The sequence below is a fragment of the Bacillus cereus genome (assembly GCF_002567495.1).
Taxonomy (GTDB): domain Bacteria; phylum Bacillota; class Bacilli; order Bacillales; family Bacillaceae_G; genus Bacillus_A; species Bacillus_A cereus_AQ.
In genome coordinates this window covers 109,137-126,164 of record NZ_NVAP01000034.1, presented here as the reverse complement: position 1 = coordinate 126,164, position 17,028 = coordinate 109,137, and the positions used below count along the sequence as shown (strand labels likewise).

Here is a 17,028-nt window from a genome sequence, read left to right as displayed (position 1 = left end):
AATGTAGTGATACAGTCTGTATTACCGGTGCAACAAAGTTTACCTCCGCAAAAAGAAAAAGGGCTAGAAGTACAATCAAAAAATGAAGATTCTTCATTCGATCGTACGATGAGAATGGAAAATAAAAAACAGCCGCAAACGGAGAAAACGAAACGAGAAGAAGCACCAAAAGAAGAGAGAAAAGATTATATTCTTTCTAAAAAATCGGTAACGGAAGAAGAACCTATTGTAAAGAAAGAAGAAAAAAAAGAGACAGAACAGTTGTTATTAGCTGTATCTGAGCAAATGGTTGCAATTGAGCAATTACATGTGCAGCCGGAATTGTTATATCAATACATACAAAAAATACAAGAGCTATATAAAGAATATGGCAATATTAAACTTAATGAATTACCTGCAGCTGAATTACAACAATTACAAGAACTTCTTTCAAATATGAATATCAAAAATGCTATATGTTTAGAAGATACAATGCAAATGGTATTAGACAAAATGAAGATGCCAGAGCAAACGATGCAAGCATTGAAAGTTGTAGAAACAGAAACTTGTAATATTGCAAAGAAACAAGAAGAGTTCAAAGACGTAGATCTTCCGAAACTTGAGAGCGATGATACAAAGGTAGAGTTGCCTGAGGTTGATGCATTAAACGATTCGAGCTCTGCAGGTGCAGAATTATTAAATAAAACGACGAGTACCGAACAAGTAGGGAAATCAAATAGTGGTGCTGAGAAAGTTTCATTACCTGACTTAGGAAAGAAAATGGAAGCGCAAGTAGAAGCGTTGCAAAAATTTGTAGTGAAACAAGAACGTGTTTTATTCCAGTTAAATCCAGAAAAACTTGGTACATTAACAGTGTTTATGAAAAAACACGGAGATCAAATTGACGTTCACGTAGAAATGGAAAAACACGATGCGAAAAAACGTGTTGAAATCATTTTTGATGAATTGAGATTAAAGTTAAAAGAAAAAGAAATCAATATTCAAATTAGCTATTCAGATAAAGATGAAAATCGCAAAGAACAGCGAGAACAAGACCAAAGGCAAAAACAGAAATTAGCAAATACAAATCATGAAAAACAACAATCAACAGAATTTGCGGGATTATTGGAGGAATAAAGCGTGCCAACAGTTGGATTAAATACAACGAGTACAAATCATATTCCGTTACAAGCAGGAGTGCAAAAAAGTAATGTACCTGTTAATGGTGTACAATCGCCAGTGCAACAAAGTAATGGAGTTTCAGCAGGAGCGCAAAAGACTCCTGGGGTAATGGGGAAAGATGATTTCTTAAAATTGTTTTTATCAAGTTTCCAACATCAAGATCCATTTAATGCGATGGATATGAATCAAATGATGAATCAGACAGCGCAGTTATCTCTTATGGAACAAGTGCAGAATATGACGAAAGCAGTAGATAAGTTACAATCAACGATGTATTCAACAGCACTTGATGGTGGAATGAAGTTTTTAGGGAAATACGTAAGAGGTGTTGACGGTGACGGAAACAAAGTAACCGGCCAAGTAGAAACGGTTCGCCTTGCGGAAAATAACGATGTACAGCTCGTTATTAATAATAAAGTTGTATCTCTTCGTTTCGTTGAGAGAGTGTCTGATAAACCGATTGGGGAAACGAATCCAGAAGACGCAAAGAAAGACGATCAAAAAGTAACTGAAGAAGTAAAAACTACAAATTGATAAGGAGTGTCCATACGTTATGATTAAAGCGTTATATACAAGTATTACAGGGATGAATGCAACACAAAATGCATTAAGTGTAACTTCAAATAATATTGCCAATGCACAAACAGTAGGTTATAAAAAACAAAAAGCAATGTTTGATGATTTACTATATAACAATTCGATTGGTGCAAAAGGTGACGGTAAATACGCAGGAACGAATCCGAAAAGTATTGGTAACGGTGTGAAAATGAGTGGTACGGTTACGGATTATAGTGATGGTACAATTACGTTAACAGGTGGTAAAACACAAGCGGCAATGGAAGGTAATGGTTTCTTCGTTGTGGGTGATTCAAAAGGCGGAAATATGGAATTTACTCGTAAAGGTACGTTTGGGATATCTTCAGATTACTATATTACGAATACTGAAGGTCAATATGTATTTGCATACCCTGCAAATGAGGCAACTGGTGAAGTTGATTTATCTGGAATTCCAGGACCGTTACAAATTCCAATGGGAACAGCAATTGGTGGTATTCGAACATCGAAAGGTACAATTAAAGGGAATATTCCGACTGGTGAAAAACAAATTACACAAGATTTACCTGTATATGATAATGCGGGGAATACATGGACAATGCGTGTAGAGTTTAAACAAACGAGCGAACATAATTATACATATAAAGTACAAATGCGTAATGATTCGAAAAAAGAAACAGAGTTTAAGGATGTTCAAGGTGCAGGTGGTAATATGACATTTGATGCTGTTGGAAATCCAAATCCGAAAGAGCAAGGCGCTAATATTCCATTTGATGGCGGCTCTATAAAATTAGACTTAAGTCATTTAACAAATCATCCAACAGATAAAACATTATCAGTAACAGACGTAGATGGTAGAGCAGCAGCGACTGTTAAAGATTGTTTCATTGCTGACGGTGGATATGTGATGGTAAAATATTCAGATGGAAGTATGAAATCAGCTGGCCAATTAGCTGTTGCGATGTTCCCGAACGAAGGCGGACTAATGAAAACAGGTAATGGTAACTATACAGCGACGAATACAACAGGTATTTTAGCTCTTGGTGCATCTGGTCAAAACGGGGCAGGTAAAGTACGTGGTGGTGCACAAGAAGGTGCAAACGTAGATTTATCAGTAGAGTTTGTTGACTTAATGCTTTACCAACGTGGATTCCAAGGAAATGCGAAAGTAATTAAAGTTTCAGATGAAGTATTAAATGAAGTTGTAAACTTAATTCGATAATATATCGTAAGGAAAAAATGTAATGGAGTAGAAAGGGTTTTTTATTCGTATGACAAGACAAGAGCGAATTTTACAATTGCCTTTTTTCGAAAATAAACGTGAACTTGCCGAGCAAGTATTAAAAATAGAACGAGAAGAGCATGTATATTTACCAGATCAATTTGAAATTAAGCAAGTGCCTCCGTATTCATTTGGCGAAAAACAAGCAATCATTGGCCGTATCCATGAGTTTTATTTCATAAGTGTTGGTAGCGATAGCGTTTGGAAGTATCAACTGTTTAAGGATGAGATGAAGTGTCGTGAGTTTTTTGTTATGTTGCCAGATATTACGGATCAGCAGATAGCGTTTTGGTTTAATAACATAGAGTTATTGAAAAGTTCTTAAAAAGATCTTAAAAGCTCTTAAAAGCTCTTTTTAGGGTTGACGAGAGGACCCAGCGTTGTTTTGGAGCGGTTAGTGCCTAATAGGGACTCGACTGGTGTGTAAGGACAGAGGTATGGAGAGTTACTAAGGTAGTATAAGAAGAGGTAAGCAAAGTTTAGTTTGGATAAACAGTTATGATCCAGAAGAGCTCCTAGTTGTAAGAATAGAGCTATGAGGCGTACTGAGATAATCATTTCATAGTAGGCCAGTGCCTTCTGGATAGTATGTGACGATAGATTTTTATAAAAGGAGAGGTGAGGAGGATGGCGCAAAATAAGTATCGCGTTACATTCATTTCGCCGAGTGAGGTTGAGCAGCGTACTGTAATGGCGGCGAATAGTTTGCCAGATTTAATTCGTAAAGTAGAGAGTATTATTGCAGATCCGAACGGTTATTTTGTAAATGATAAAAAAAATAATTGTTATTTTAAAGTGATTAAAGAAAATGTTACGTTTATTCAATATGAGTTACTATTTTCGGATAAGGAAATTCATATTGAAAAATTAAAACATATAGCACCAGCTATATTGAACCAATTATTCGAAAAAATAAATGACCCGGAACTATATGCACTCGCGCTACTTGATGTTGATATAGCAACGAAAGAATATGTGCTAGCAGAAATGAATTCGGAGCTGAGAATAAGAGTAGAGACAGAGCTTTTGAAAAAATGGGAAGCAATGCCGACAGAAATTGTAGGAGCGCAAGAAGTGTTATTAGAGGCACTTGCTTCGTTTATACAAGATTAATTGTTTTTTAATGAAATGAATCGTTCGACTATCTATATTTTTTATATAGGTAGTTGACTTTTTCGGTTTTATAAAGCTTAATAATTAGATATACGGAATTAATGGAAGGGGAGCGACACCTTTATGTCACAAGCACAAAGTATTTTATTAGAAAGCGGAACAAATGAATTAGAGATTGTTACGTATACTGTTGGTGAAAACCTATTCAGTATTAATGTAATGAAAGTACGTGAAATCATTAATCCATTCCCTGTTACAACTGTGCCAGAATCTCATCATGCAGTTGAAGGTGTTGTTCAAGTACGTGGTGAAATTTTACCTGTTATTAACTTGGCAATGGCTCTTAATTTAAAGTCAACAAAGCCACTTGATCAAACGAAATTTATCATCTCAGAATTAAACCAAATGAAAGTTATTTTCCGCGTTGATGAAGTGCATCGTATTCAACGTATTTCGTGGGAACAAATTGATGAACCAGCTTCATTATCTATGGGACTAGAAGAAACGACATCTGGTATTGTAAAACTAGATGGCAAAATCATCTTACTATTAGATTATGAAAAAATTGTATGTGAAATTAGCGGCACTGGTTATGACAATAAATCAATTGCAGGGTTAGAACAAAAAACAGATCGAGCTGAAAAAGTAATTTATATTGCAGAAGATTCAGCGATGCTTCGCCAAATATTAGAAGAAACATTATCATCAGCTGGATATACGAAAATGAACTTCTTCAGCAATGGTGCAGAAGCGTTAGCGCAAATTGAAAAATTGGCGAAAGAGCAAGGTGAAAAAATGTTTGAACATATTCACTTGCTAATTACGGATATTGAAATGCCAAAAATGGATGGACATCATTTAACGAAAGTGGTTAAGGATAGTGAAGTAATGAATCGTTTACCTGTCATTATTTTCTCTTCATTAATTACAAATGAATTATTCCATAAAGGTGAAGCTGTAGGAGCAAATGCTCAAGTAAGTAAGCCAGATATTCAAGAGCTAATTGGTTTAGTTGATAAGTTAGTGTTGTAAAAAACGCTTTGAAAAGCCTTTTTTAGCTGGAATAGAGGAACTAGCCATGTGTTGTAGCGGTCAGTGCTTAATAGAGCGCTATTCGATGTGAGACCAGAGATATGGAGTGGTTATAGGTACGTAGAAGAAGTGAGACTTCAAATTAGGGTTTGAAGTCTCGGTTTACAACTCTATTCTGTCAGAGGAGAGAAGGAATTAGCCATGTGTAGTATTGGTTAGTTCCTTTTTAGTATTCTATGCTCTAAAAAGACAGAAAAATGAAAGGTTTCTGGGGTGTTAGTACCTGTATATATGAAAAATCTTCATTTAAAGATTTTTGATTTAAAAATATAAGTGAACGTATTTTTTGGGTTATTTTAGTGATATTTCGTGGTAACGCAAATTTTTTCGGTGAAAAAACATTTTAAATACCATATAATATAATTAAATGTAATTAATATGCAATTATACATATTAATAAAAAAACATTTTTTCTATTTCTATACTTTCTATATATTTTTGTATGTTTAATATTTGACAGATAATTTCGAACTGTTATAATATGGATATGTAAAAATTGCTATTTTCTTAAAAGACATGGGAGTCAGATGAGAATTGTGAAAGGATGAGGGGGAGTGGCACAGATTATGTATCACCACACAGCAATTAATGTATTAAGTCTTTTACAAAACATGTCAAATAATAAAATGAACGATATGCAACTAGAAGCGGAATTAAAAAAAATAGAAAAAGAATTCCAAGTAAAGTATGAAGAATTAGTTGATTTACATAATAGAATGGTATTATTTCAAATAGATATAGAAAAAAATGGCGGGATGCGAGCATATGAAAAATCAGCAATTACATGGCTGAAGTCTGAACTAGAGTTACTGTATGAAGTGTATCAATTTTGTCAACGTCACGGTTTAAACATTTTAAATATTTCAAAATACGTAAGTAAAAATGAACTAAATCTTTTTCCGAAAACTGAAAGTCAATTGCAAAATACGTATTATAAATTGAAAAAACGTGAAATACCGTTTGAAAATATTGAAAAGCAAAAACCAGGACGAAAGCGAAAATATATACCTGTAAAAGAAACCGTTGTTGAAATGAAAAAAGAAAACAAGCAGGAATTAAAAGAGGAAGTTCAATATAAAGAAAATGAAAAAAGCCTCGTAACAGTTATATCTGGTATCGTTGATAACTTTGAAACAATTAATCAATGTAGTGAAAGGAAAGAAGACGAACTACATCAGTTTATGGAAGGTATTTATAAGCTTTCTAGCATGGCAGCAGGGCGTTCTAGAGAGGTAAAGAATACACGTAGCTTAGAAGGTGAATTGCAGTCGTTACAACTAGAAAATGAAAGGCTAAAACGAGAGAAAGAAGAGCTTGTGCAAGATATTAAAGGCATGACGCAGCTTTTAATTCATTTCATTACAAGTTCTGATATCGATCAAATTCGTAAATTACCAACTTTCGTACAAGATTGTAAAATGGAATTACATAAACTAGGGCTATATAATGCACAAGACGGTAAAATGAAAATAATGGTTGACCGTAGCGGACAAGTTATGACGGTAACACAGTAATAAAATTTGGGTACAAAATAAAAGGGAGATACATAGTTTATATGTATTTCCCTTTTGTTTTGTATGGAATCGTTCCAAAGAAGGAAGATTAATTTTTATAATTGTAGTAGTTTAGAGACCATTTGCGGAATTTAGTTTGCTTGTGAAACCATACTAAGTGCAAATTCAGTCAATAATTTGCACTTTAAAAAATCACTCATCTCCTGCGCCATGTCTGCATCTTCAATTCGAGATGCAGCATCTGTTAACGCCATACTTTGGCTATTTAAATTTTCAATATTAAACTGTAAACGATTTATCATAGCTCCAAGATCAGCACGATGAAGTGATACACTTTGCAAAGCCTCTTCAATTTTACGAATTGCCGTTCTTGCTTCTTGTTCCGTTGAAATCTTGATGTCATGTTGTGTAGGGGAAGGGGGAATATGTTTCGTCATATTTATTGTATGACCGATATCGTCTAATGTAATAGGGCGGTTTTGACCGTCAAATACGGATAAATCATTAAACTCAGTCGTCTCGCCAATATAGCCAATTTGTTCTGTTAAAGATTGAAACTCTTTATTCAGCGAATGACAGTTTTTATTTGAATTTGTACCGTTTGAGGATTGAACGGCCAAATCACGCATACGCTGTAAAATATTCGTCACAGTTTGAAGGGCAGCTTCGGCCGTGCGAAGCATCGATATCGCATCCTCATTATTACGAATCGCCACGCGCATACCACTTGCTCTCGCATGCATACGAGTCACAATTGCAACATTAGCGGGATTATCAGAAGCATGGTTTAACTTCTTACCAGTCGCCAAATGCTCCATTACAACATTCATACGCTTTTCATTCTCATACAACGACTGCCTAGCATTCATACTTAAAACATTCGTACCAATACGCATAATAGACACTCCTTATAGATTGATATAGTCAGTGTTCTAAAGCTAATAAAAGGTCATGAAAAGATAAAAAGGCTTATGCTTATTTGCTGTTTGTGTTTTAACATAAGAGGGGATCAAGATAAGTACTAACCGCTTCTATGCACCGCAGATGCTCTCTTCCATCAAAAAAAAGAAGTTTTTATAAAAAATAAACCTCTCTGCAAGCAGAGAGGTTTATTCAGGAAACTAACTCAAATGGCTTATTGTAATAATTTAGAAACCATTTGTGGTGTTTGGTTTGCTTGAGAAAGCATGCTGATTCCAGCTTCGTTCAAGATTTTGAACTTAGTCATTTCAGACATTTCTTTCGCCATGTCAGCGTCTTCGATTTGAGAAGCAGAAGCTGCCATAGAGTTTTCTTGGCTCTTAAGGTTTGTTACGTTAAAGTCAAGGCGGTTTAATGTAGCACCTAAAGTAGCACGGCTAGAAGCAATTGTTTCTATTGCTTTGTCGATTTTTTCAACAGAAGAAGATGGATCGAATGCTGTTGCCGTAGGTGCTGCTAGTTTTTCAAATTCTGTATTAATTTTTTCTGCAGCAGCTTTGATAACAGCTGCATCAGGAGTTGCTGCTGTTGTTGCTTTATCATAATCTTTGAAAAGATCATTCATTTTCTCTACGTCTGCTGTTGTGTAACCTGCTTTGACTTTTTCAAAAGCACTTTTTGCATCTTTAACGTCTTGAGCTTGTACTGCCCCGTCTGTTGCAGGAGTTTTTAGTCGTTTCATAGCATTACCAAGAGTATCAAGATCATTTTTGTTAACTGTGTTTGAACCAATTGCTAAATCTTTAATATCTAAGTTTTTAAGTGATGCAGAATCAAGTGAAATTGTAATTTGTTTAGTTTTATCATGTGAGTCAAGAGTTTGGATATTAATAGTACTATTAGATCCGTCTAATAGTTTTTTGTCGTTAAACTCAGTGTTGTCCGCAATGTATTGAATTTGTTCTTTTAATTGATCGAATTCTTTTTGCATTGCAGCTTGGTTTTTATCAGTATTAGTACCACTTGCAGATTGGTTTGCAAGGTCACGCATACGAAGTAAGATGTTTGATACAGAGTTTAAAGCTGAGTCAGCTGTACGAATTAAAGACATACCGTCTTCTGTATTACGAGCTGCAACGTTTAAGCCACCTTCACGTGAACGCATACGAGTTGCGATTGCAAGACCTGCTGCATCGTCAGAAGCGTTGTTGATACGTTTACCGCTTGATAAACGGTCCATAGAGTTGCTCATTTTAGCTTGGTTTTGGCGCATGTACTCTTGAGTACGCATGCTGTTAATGTTTGTATTAATTCTCATGTTAAGAAACCCCCATTTTTTTATATTGACTTTTCTGCAAATTGAAAAACGGTAATATGCGAAAAAATCAATTTCGAGATTTATTGTAATCCTTGCTACAACGGGTGTCAACTAAAAATTCGAATTAATAAATATAAAAAAATAACAGTTTAACAATATATTCATTTTTTTATTACATAATTATTAAAAGGATTATTGCAAACTTTAAAAAAAAACTCTAATATTAGATTATCTTTGTTTACCGAAAAGGTGATATTATGATAGTTGGAAATATAGTAAAAGAAGTGCTTGCATATAAGAAAGGGCAAATTCAGCAAAAGCTAAGTAGTCCACAAGCATTCGTTAGTAGTCGTTTTCAAGAGAAGTTGCAGAGTGAACCTGCGAAGGAGACGAAGGCTACTACGCAGCCGGCAAACATAGAAGATATGAGTCAGCCGGTGCAATCTACGAAAATAGAAGCGGTTGTTAATAAACCAGCAGAAACTATTAATAAAGTAGATGAAGCGAGAAAGCCTGAAGAGAAGACTGAAACGAAGAAAGTAGATGAAGCGAGAAAGCCTGAAGAAAAGGCTGAAACGAAGAAAGCAGATGAAGTGCAAGTTGCGCAAAAAGAGTTTGAACGACGTTTCCCAGAAACGAAAAATGAGGCTGTTGATACGTGGGAATTAACGAAGAAGTATAATATTCAAAAAATACGTTCTTCCAATGAAGGGAAGTATGAGGATATTATTGATCGAGTAAGTCGTACATATGGAATTCCAAAAACGTTAATTCAAAAAATGATTGAAGTAGAGTCTAATTTTAATCCGAAAACGGTGTCACATGCCGGTGCGATGGGGCTTATGCAGCTTATGCCAGCGAATGTGAAGGAGATGGGTGTGAAGAATCCATTTTCACCAGCTGAAAGTATTGAAGGTGGCGTGAAAGAGTTAAGCGGTTATTTAAAGAAAAATAACGGCGACTTAGTATTGGCACTTGCTTCTTATAATGCTGGTCCTGGTAATGTGAGAAAGTACGGAGGCGTACCGCCATTTAAAGAAACGCAAGGATATATTAAAAAAATATTAAATATCGACGTTTCAAAATAAGAAGTTTCATATATAGAGAGAACATGAAATTTTCGTGAACATGATATGGGAGTTGGCTAGATTGAAATTACAAGATGATATTCCGTTAACAATTTATTTTGAAATCGGAAATACGAAAAAGAAAATTGAAGATCTGCTTCATATTACGAAAGGTACATTGTATCGTCTTGAAAATTCAACGAAAAATACGGTGCGTCTTATGCTTGAGAATGAAGAGATTGGAACCGGAAAGATTTTGACGAAGAATGGAAAAATGTATGTCGAAATCGTTGAATTGAAAAGGTAGGGAAGGGGATTGTCATGAGTGGCGAAAAATTAAGCCAAGAGCAAATTGATGCCCTGCTGAAGGCGGTAAATGAAGGCGAGGAAATGCCAGCTTTCGCACAAGAAGCAGGGAAGCAAGAGAAATTTCAAGAGTATGATTTTAATAGACCGGAGAAGTTCGGTGTTGAGCATTTACGTAGTTTGCAAGCGATTGCTTCTACGTTTGGAAAACAGACGTCACAGACGTTATCAGCGCGTATGCGTATTCCAATTGAACTAGAGCCTTCAACAGTTGAGCAAGTTCCATTTACGAGTGAGTATGTGGAGAAAATGCCGAAAGATTATTATTTATATTGCGTGATTGATCTCGGTTTACCAGAGCTTGGAGAAATTGTTATTGAGATTGACTTAGCATTCGTTATTTATATTCATGAATGCTGGCTTGGCGGAGATAGTAAGCGTAACTTTACGATGCGCAGACCGTTAACGGCGTTTGAGTTTTTAACGCTTGATAATATATTCTTGCTTCTTTGTAAAAATTTAGAGCAATCATTTGAAAGTGTTGTTGCGATTGAACCGAAATTTGTAACGACGGAAACAGATCCGAATGCATTAAAGATTACGACAGCGAGCGATATCATTTCATTACTTAACGTAAATATGAAAACAGATTTTTGGAATACGACGGTGCGTATCGGAATTCCATTCTTATCTGTTGAAGAAATTATGGATAAGTTAACGTCTGAAAATATTGTCGAACATTCTTCGGACAAACGTAAAAAGTATACGTCTGAAGTGGAAGTGAAAGTAAATCAAGTGTACAAACCTGTTCACGTTGCGATTGGTGAGCAGAAAATGACAATGAGTGAGATTGAACAAATTGAAGAAGGCGATATTATTCCGCTTCAAACGAAAGTTTCGGATGAATTACTTGGTTATGTAGATGGAAAGCATAAATTTAATTGTTTTATTGGAAAAGATGGAACGCGTAAGGCGCTCCTATTTAAAAGTTTTGTAGAGTAGGAGGATCCATATGAAGCATGAAGTATCTCCCGTGTCATTAATGGGATTAGAAGATTTTGCAGGAAAGCGAAATGAAGCAGGTAAAGCACATATTGATACTGTTTCAGATATTTCGATTGAACTTGGTGTAAAGCTTGGAAAGTCATCTATTACGCTCGGGGATGTGAAGCAGTTAAAAGTTGGCGATGTTCTGGAAGTAGAGAAAAACTTAGGACATAAAGTAGATGTGTATTTAAGTAATATGAAAGTCGGCATTGGTGAAGCAATTGTAATGGACGAGAAATTCGGTATTATCATTTCTGAAATTGAAGCTGATAAGAAACAAGCGGCGCTTATGAAAGCGCAAAGTCAAATGCAAGATAAAGAGTAGAGGAGGAGTCATATGTCGTATATGACGACCTTATTTCAAGTCGTTTTATTGTTTGGTGCGCTCGGTTACGGTGCATATTATATGACGAAAAAGACGCGCAAACAGCAGTTTTTTAAGCAGGGTGAAAATGGCCATATTCAAGTAAAAGACGGCGTGTATTTAAATCATCAAACGAGTGCCTTTTTATTTGAAGTGGACGGAAAGCAAGTGTTCACTGTTATTAGTAATAACGGTGTGCAGTCTGTGCAATTAACCGGAACAGGAAATCAGTTTCAACAAGCACTAGAAGACGCGGTGAAGACTGAAACGAAAAAAGTAGAGGATCCATCATGAGAATAAAGAAACAGTTATCATTATTAGCCGTTATTTTCGTATTTTCTATCGTTTTTTCAATTATTTTTGTAAATCCAGCGTATGCGGCCCCGAACGGTTTTATTAATTTTGAAAATGGAAAAGAGTTTACGAGTAATTCAAGTGTACAACTATTTGCGCTCGTTACCCTTTTATCATTATCTTCTTCTATCGTTCTATTATTTACACATTTTACTTATTTTATGATCGTTCTTGGGATTACACGTCAAGGACTTGGGGTAATGAATTTACCGCCAAACCAAGTGCTTGTTGGACTTGCATTATTTTTATCACTCTTTACGATGCAGCCTGTACTTGGGCAACTGAAGAGCGATGTGTGGGATCCGATGACGAAAGAGAAAATAACAGTAAGTCAAGCTGCGGAAACGACAGCTCCTATTATGAAAGAATATATGTCGAAGCATACGTATAAGCATGATTTAAAAATGATGCTGAAAGTACGCGGAGAACAGTTGCCGAAAGATTTAAAGGATCTTTCATTATTTACGCTTGTGCCATCCTTTACGTTAACGCAAATTCAAAAAGGTTTACTTACAGGGATGTTCATTTATTTAGCGTTTGTTTTTATAGATTTAATTATTAGTACGCTTTTAATGTACCTCGGGATGATGATGGTACCGCCGATGATTTTAAGTTTACCATTTAAAATACTCGTTTTCGTATATTTAGGTGGATATACAAAAATCGTCGATATTATGTTTAAGACGGTCGCCTGAAGCGTTTGATGCTATGTGATAGGAGTCATATAAATGAATACGTCACCAATTATAGATATTTTCCAAACCTTTTTTTATAAAGGGGTTATGATTTTAATGCCGATTGCCGTTGTAAGTCTGATTGTCGTTATTATTATCGCGGTTATTATGGCAATGATGCAAATTCAAGAGCAAACGCTGACGTTTTTACCGAAAATGGCGAGTATTGTGCTCGTTATTATCATTTTAGGTCCGTGGATGTTCCAAGAGTTAACGATGCTTATTTTAGATTTATTTGATAAAATCCCATCGCTATTGCGTTCGTACTAAGATAGGTGAACTGAAATGAATATGGAATTATGGGCGGCGACGTTTTTTGCGTTTTGTCGCATTACTTCATTTTTATATTTTCTACCGTTTTTCTCAGGTCGATCAATTCCGGCGATGGCAAAGGTTACATTTGGACTCGCTCTTTCGATTACAGTGGCCGATCAAGTGGATGTCTCTCACGTAAAGACAGTTTGGGATGTAGCAGCTTATGCAGCAACGCAAATTGTAATTGGTTTATCACTTTCAAAAATTGTAGAAATGCTGTGGAACATTCCGAAAATGGCAGGGCATATTTTAGACTTTGATATCGGTTTATCACAAGCAAGTTTGTTTGATGTAAATGCAGGCTCACAGTCTACTTTACTATCAACCATTTTTGATATATTTTTTCTCATTATTTTCATTTCACTTGGCGGCATTAATTATTTCGTTGCCACGATTTTAAAGTCGTTTCAATATACAGAGGCGATTTCAAAATTGCTGACGACTAGTTTTTTAGATAGTCTACTCGCAACGTTATTATTTGCGATAACATCAGCGGTTGAAATTGCTTTGCCACTTATGGGCAGTCTATTCATTATTAATTTCGTCCTTATTTTAATCGCAAAAAATGCACCGCAATTAAACGTTTTTATGAATGCGTACGTAATTAAAATTACGTGTGGGATTTTGTTTATTGCGATGAGTGTACCGATGCTCGGTTATGTGTTTAAAAATATGACAGACGTATTACTGGAAGAGTATACGAAACTATTTAACTTTTTCTTAACGAAGTAGGGGGACGCGCATGGCAAAGGATAATAAAACAGAAAAGGCCACCCCGCAGAAGCGTAAAAAATCGCGTGAAGAAGGGAATATCGCCCGGAGTAAAGATTTAAATAATTTATTTTCCATTCTCGTATTAGCAGTTGTCGTTTACTTTTTCGGAGATTGGCTAGGGTTTGAGATTGCGAATTCCGTAGCGGTGCTGTTTGATCAAATTGGAAAAAATACAGATTCGACTGAGTATTTTTATTTAATGGGGATGTTACTACTAAAAGTATCAGCTCCGATATTAATACTCGTATACGCTTTTCATTTATTCAATTATATGATTCAAGTCGGCTTCCTATTTTCTTCTAAAGTCATTAAACCGAAAGCATCACGTATTAATCCAAAAAACTATTTTACGAGACTGTTTAGTCGTAAAAGTTTAGTAGATATTTTGAAATCATTATTTTATATGGGATTAATCGGTTACGTTGCTTACGTTCTTTTTAAAAAGAATTTAGAGAAAATCGTGAGCATGATTGGATTTAATTGGACTGCGTCACTTACTGAAATTATAAGTCAAATTAAATTTATCTTTTTAGCAATTTTAATTATTTTAATCGTTCTTTCTATTATTGATTTCATTTATCAAAGATGGGAGTACGAGCAAGATATTAAGATGAAAAAAGAAGAAGTAAAAAGGGAGCATAAAGATAATGAAGGGGACCCGCAAGTAAAGGGGAAACGAAAAAACTTTATGCATGCCATCTTGCAAGGGACAATCGCGAAGAAGATGGATGGTGCAACGTTTATTGTGAACAACCCGACGCATATTTCAGTGGTGCTTCGTTACAATAAACAAGTTGATGCGGCGCCTATTGTCGTTGCAAAAGGGGAAGATGAGCTCGCATTATATATACGAACACTTGCCCGTGAACAAGAAATACCAATGGTGGAAAACCGTCCGCTCGCTCGTTCTTTATATTATCAAGTCGAGGAAGATGAGACGATTCCAGAAGATTTATATGTAGCTGTAATTGAAGTTATGCGCTATTTAATTCAAACGAATGAACTTGAAGTATAATAGCGCGTTTGGAGGGGATCTCTTTGTTTAAGATGGATTCTGCAAGAACCTATTTTTCTATCTTTTTAGCAGCGTCATTCGTTGTGGCGCTCTTAATTCCACTTCCACCATTTATACTTGATATCGTTATTGTTTTTCTACTAAGTATGTCAGTGCTTATTTATATGCGAGCTACAAGTATTAACGAGTGGGATGAGTTAAAGTCATTTCCGACGATGTTGTTATTAATCGGGATTTTCCGCGTATCGATTAACGTTTCGACGACGCGAGCGATTTTGACAGATGGAAATGCCGGTCATGTTATTGAAGAGTTCGGCCAGTTCGTAATTGGCGGAAACTTATTAATTGGTATCGTTATTTTTACAGTATTAATCATATTCCAGTTTATCGTTGCAAACGGTGCATCTCGTACAGCTGAAGTAGCAGCTCGTTTTACACTTGATTCTTTACCAGGGAAACAAATGTCTATCGATGCTGATTTAAACCAGCGTATTATTTCAGAAAAAGATGCACAGGCAAAACGTAAAAAGTTAAATATGGAAACAGAGTTTTACGGAGCGATGGATGGTGCCGGGAAGTTCATTAAAGGGGACGTTATTTTCGGGATTGTCATTTTATTCGTAAACATTATTTTCGGTTTAATTGTTGGAATGATGCAGCAAGGAATGAGCTTTGCAGATGCGGCTCTTCATTATACACAGTTAACTGTCGGTGACGGAATCGTAAACCAAATCGGTTCGTTAATGCTTGCAATTTCAACAGGTATTATCGTAACGCGTGTATTTGACGGTTCACCGGATACAGTAACAGAAGGTATCTTTAAAGAGTTATTAGCGCATGAAGTCGTTGTTTATGCACTCGGTGGTTTATTTATCGCAATGGGTATTTTTACTCCGTTACCGTTTCTACCGTTCGCTCTCGTTGGTGGAACAATTATCTTCTTAGGCATTCGTAATAAAAATCGAATAAAGAAAGAAAAAGAAGACGAGCTTCAAAAAGAAATAGAAATGATTCAAGGCGAAGATGAGCAACTGCAACAAGTGGAAGATTCATTCGGAGTATTTACGGATAAATATCCGATTATTGTAGAACTTGGTTTAGATTTAGCTGCACTTGTAAAGCAAAAAATTAACGGGGAAACAGCTCGTGATAAAGTTGTTCTTATGAGGAAGTCGATTATTACTGACCTCGGTATTAACGTTCCTGGAATTAACTTTAAAGATAATACGAGTTTTAGGCCACGCGGACGTTACATTATTCGTATTAAAGGTGCGAAGGCGGCTGAAGGTGTTTTAAAATCAGGTTATTTATTAGCACTGAAAACACCGAACGTAATGGCTGATTTAGATGCAGAGCCAGCGAAAGATCCAATTTTCGGTGAAGATGGATATTGGATTTTAGAGCATATGGTACAAGATGCACAAATGAAAGGCTATCAAGTGTTAGAGCCACTTAGCATATTAATTACACATTTAGATGTTGTCGTTAGACGTAATCTTCATGAATTAATTCAGCGTCAACATGTGAAAGATCTAATTAACTCGCTTGAAAATGATAATGGCGTTCTCTTAGAAGAGATTAAGAAGAAAGAAATTGATTTATCACTCGTTCAAAATGTTATTAAACAGCTTCTAAAAGAAGGTATTTCTATTCGTGATTTACCAACAATTATTGAAGGTATTATTGACGGAAAAGAAATTTATCAAAACCATGTTGATGGTGTGACATCATTTGTTCGTGAATGTATTTCAAAAGTTATTTGTGAAAATGCGAAAAATCCAGACGGGAAAATTTATGCAGCGCTCTTCTCTGATTCAATCGAGTTAGATGCAGATGTTGTGAATAATCCATATCAAGGTTACTTATTAAACTGGGATTTAGATTTAGAAACACGTGTCGTTGAGCAAGTGCAACGCGTCTTTAAGCAAGCACGTTTAATGGGAAGAGAGCCAGTGTTATTAACACGTAGAAAAGATTTTAGATTTGCGATTGTAAGACTGCTAGAACGTTATCAAGTGGAAGCACAAGTACTGTGTATTAGCGAATTAGCACCAGAAATCGTTGTAGATCAAATTGCCTATATTGAATAGTAGGGG

At 35.6% G+C, this 17,028-nt stretch carries 19 protein-coding genes; 17 read left to right on the top strand and 2 right to left on the bottom strand.

What is annotated here, in order from left to right; all coding sequences use genetic code 11:
• Positions 1–6: 6 nt before the first annotated feature.
• The 7 genes from COK05_RS15635 (at position 7) to COK05_RS15605 (ending at position 6,717) form a co-directional block, all read left to right on the top strand.
• The gene (locus COK05_RS15635; protein ID WP_141539113.1) at positions 7–1,116 is read left to right on the top strand and encodes a flagellar hook-length control protein FliK; all 1,110 of its coding nucleotides are present in this window, start codon (positions 7–9) and stop codon (positions 1,114–1,116) included.
• A gap of 3 nt (positions 1,117–1,119) precedes the next feature.
• A complete protein-coding gene (locus COK05_RS15630; protein ID WP_098613301.1) occupies positions 1,120–1,695 on the top strand; it encodes a flagellar hook assembly protein FlgD in 576 nt (191 codons plus the stop codon).
• Between the two features lie 19 nt (positions 1,696–1,714).
• Positions 1,715–2,938: a flagellar hook protein FlgE gene (locus COK05_RS15625; RefSeq protein ID WP_000588324.1), complete on the top strand. Its 1,224-nt coding sequence runs from the start codon at positions 1,715–1,717 to the stop codon at positions 2,936–2,938.
• Positions 2,939–2,987: 49 nt separating this feature from the next.
• Positions 2,988–3,323, top strand: coding sequence for a DUF3964 family protein (locus COK05_RS15620; RefSeq protein ID WP_016122222.1), 336 nt, complete (start codon positions 2,988–2,990; stop codon positions 3,321–3,323).
• A 302-nt stretch (positions 3,324–3,625) separates the two neighbouring features.
• On the top strand, positions 3,626–4,111 hold the full coding sequence (locus COK05_RS15615; protein ID WP_098613300.1) for a LysR family transcriptional regulator: 486 nt from the start codon (positions 3,626–3,628) through the stop codon (positions 4,109–4,111).
• Positions 4,112–4,234: 123 nt separating this feature from the next.
• Positions 4,235–5,143, top strand: coding sequence for a chemotaxis protein (locus COK05_RS15610; RefSeq protein ID WP_000075943.1), 909 nt, complete (start codon positions 4,235–4,237; stop codon positions 5,141–5,143).
• A 626-nt stretch (positions 5,144–5,769) separates the two neighbouring features.
• Entirely contained in the window at positions 5,770–6,717 is a 948-nt protein-coding gene (locus COK05_RS15605; RefSeq protein ID WP_141539119.1) for a DNA-binding domain-containing protein, read from the top strand.
• Between the two features lie 131 nt (positions 6,718–6,848).
• Here COK05_RS15605 and COK05_RS15595 read toward each other — a convergent pair whose 3' ends face one another.
• Together COK05_RS15595 and COK05_RS15590 are read right to left on the bottom strand one after the other, a co-directional pair.
• Positions 6,849–7,613 (bottom strand): flagellin N-terminal helical domain-containing protein, encoded by a 765-nt coding sequence (locus COK05_RS15595; protein ID WP_098613298.1) that lies wholly within the window; start codon positions 7,611–7,613, stop codon positions 6,849–6,851.
• Between the two features lie 239 nt (positions 7,614–7,852).
• Entirely contained in the window at positions 7,853–8,956 is a 1,104-nt protein-coding gene (locus COK05_RS15590; protein WP_098613297.1) for a flagellin N-terminal helical domain-containing protein, read from the bottom strand.
• A 257-nt stretch (positions 8,957–9,213) separates the two neighbouring features.
• On the opposite strand from COK05_RS15590, the gene COK05_RS15585 reads away from it, so the two are divergent.
• The 10 genes from COK05_RS15585 to flhA all read left to right on the top strand — a co-directional run bounded on the left by COK05_RS15585 (position 9,214) and on the right by flhA (position 17,022).
• Positions 9,214–10,044: a lytic transglycosylase domain-containing protein gene (locus COK05_RS15585; RefSeq protein ID WP_098613296.1), complete on the top strand. Its 831-nt coding sequence runs from the start codon at positions 9,214–9,216 to the stop codon at positions 10,042–10,044.
• A gap of 61 nt (positions 10,045–10,105) precedes the next feature.
• Positions 10,106–10,330, top strand: coding sequence for a flagellar motor switch protein FliN (locus tag COK05_RS15580; RefSeq protein ID WP_000775712.1), 225 nt, complete (start codon positions 10,106–10,108; stop codon positions 10,328–10,330).
• A gap of 14 nt (positions 10,331–10,344) precedes the next feature.
• Positions 10,345–11,331, top strand: a complete 987-nt coding sequence (gene fliM, locus COK05_RS15575; protein ID WP_098613295.1) for a flagellar motor switch protein FliM — start codon at positions 10,345–10,347, stop codon at positions 11,329–11,331.
• 10 nt (positions 11,332–11,341) lie between these two features.
• Entirely contained in the window at positions 11,342–11,701 is a 360-nt protein-coding gene (fliN, locus tag COK05_RS15570; protein WP_000680010.1) for a flagellar motor switch protein FliN, read from the top strand.
• 12 nt (positions 11,702–11,713) lie between these two features.
• Entirely contained in the window at positions 11,714–12,034 is a 321-nt protein-coding gene (locus tag COK05_RS15565) for a hypothetical protein (protein ID WP_000121178.1), read from the top strand.
• A complete protein-coding gene (locus COK05_RS15560; protein WP_098613294.1) occupies positions 12,031–12,789 on the top strand; it encodes a flagellar type III secretion system pore protein FliP in 759 nt (252 codons plus the stop codon). Before COK05_RS15565 ends, COK05_RS15560 begins: the two co-directional genes overlap by 4 nt.
• A gap of 33 nt (positions 12,790–12,822) precedes the next feature.
• The gene (locus COK05_RS15555; protein ID WP_001098080.1) at positions 12,823–13,098 is read left to right on the top strand and encodes a flagellar biosynthetic protein FliQ; all 276 of its coding nucleotides are present in this window, start codon (positions 12,823–12,825) and stop codon (positions 13,096–13,098) included.
• 15 nt (positions 13,099–13,113) lie between these two features.
• Entirely contained in the window at positions 13,114–13,875 is a 762-nt protein-coding gene (locus tag COK05_RS15550; RefSeq protein ID WP_098613293.1) for a flagellar biosynthetic protein FliR, read from the top strand.
• A 10-nt stretch (positions 13,876–13,885) separates the two neighbouring features.
• Complete coding sequence (gene flhB / locus COK05_RS15545; RefSeq protein WP_098613292.1) at positions 13,886–14,932, top strand: flagellar type III secretion system protein FlhB; 1,047 nt, start codon at positions 13,886–13,888, stop codon at positions 14,930–14,932.
• 23 nt (positions 14,933–14,955) lie between these two features.
• Positions 14,956–17,022, top strand: coding sequence for a flagellar biosynthesis protein FlhA (gene flhA, locus COK05_RS15540; protein WP_098613291.1), 2,067 nt, complete (start codon positions 14,956–14,958; stop codon positions 17,020–17,022).
• The last annotated feature ends 6 nt before the right edge of the window (positions 17,023–17,028 follow it).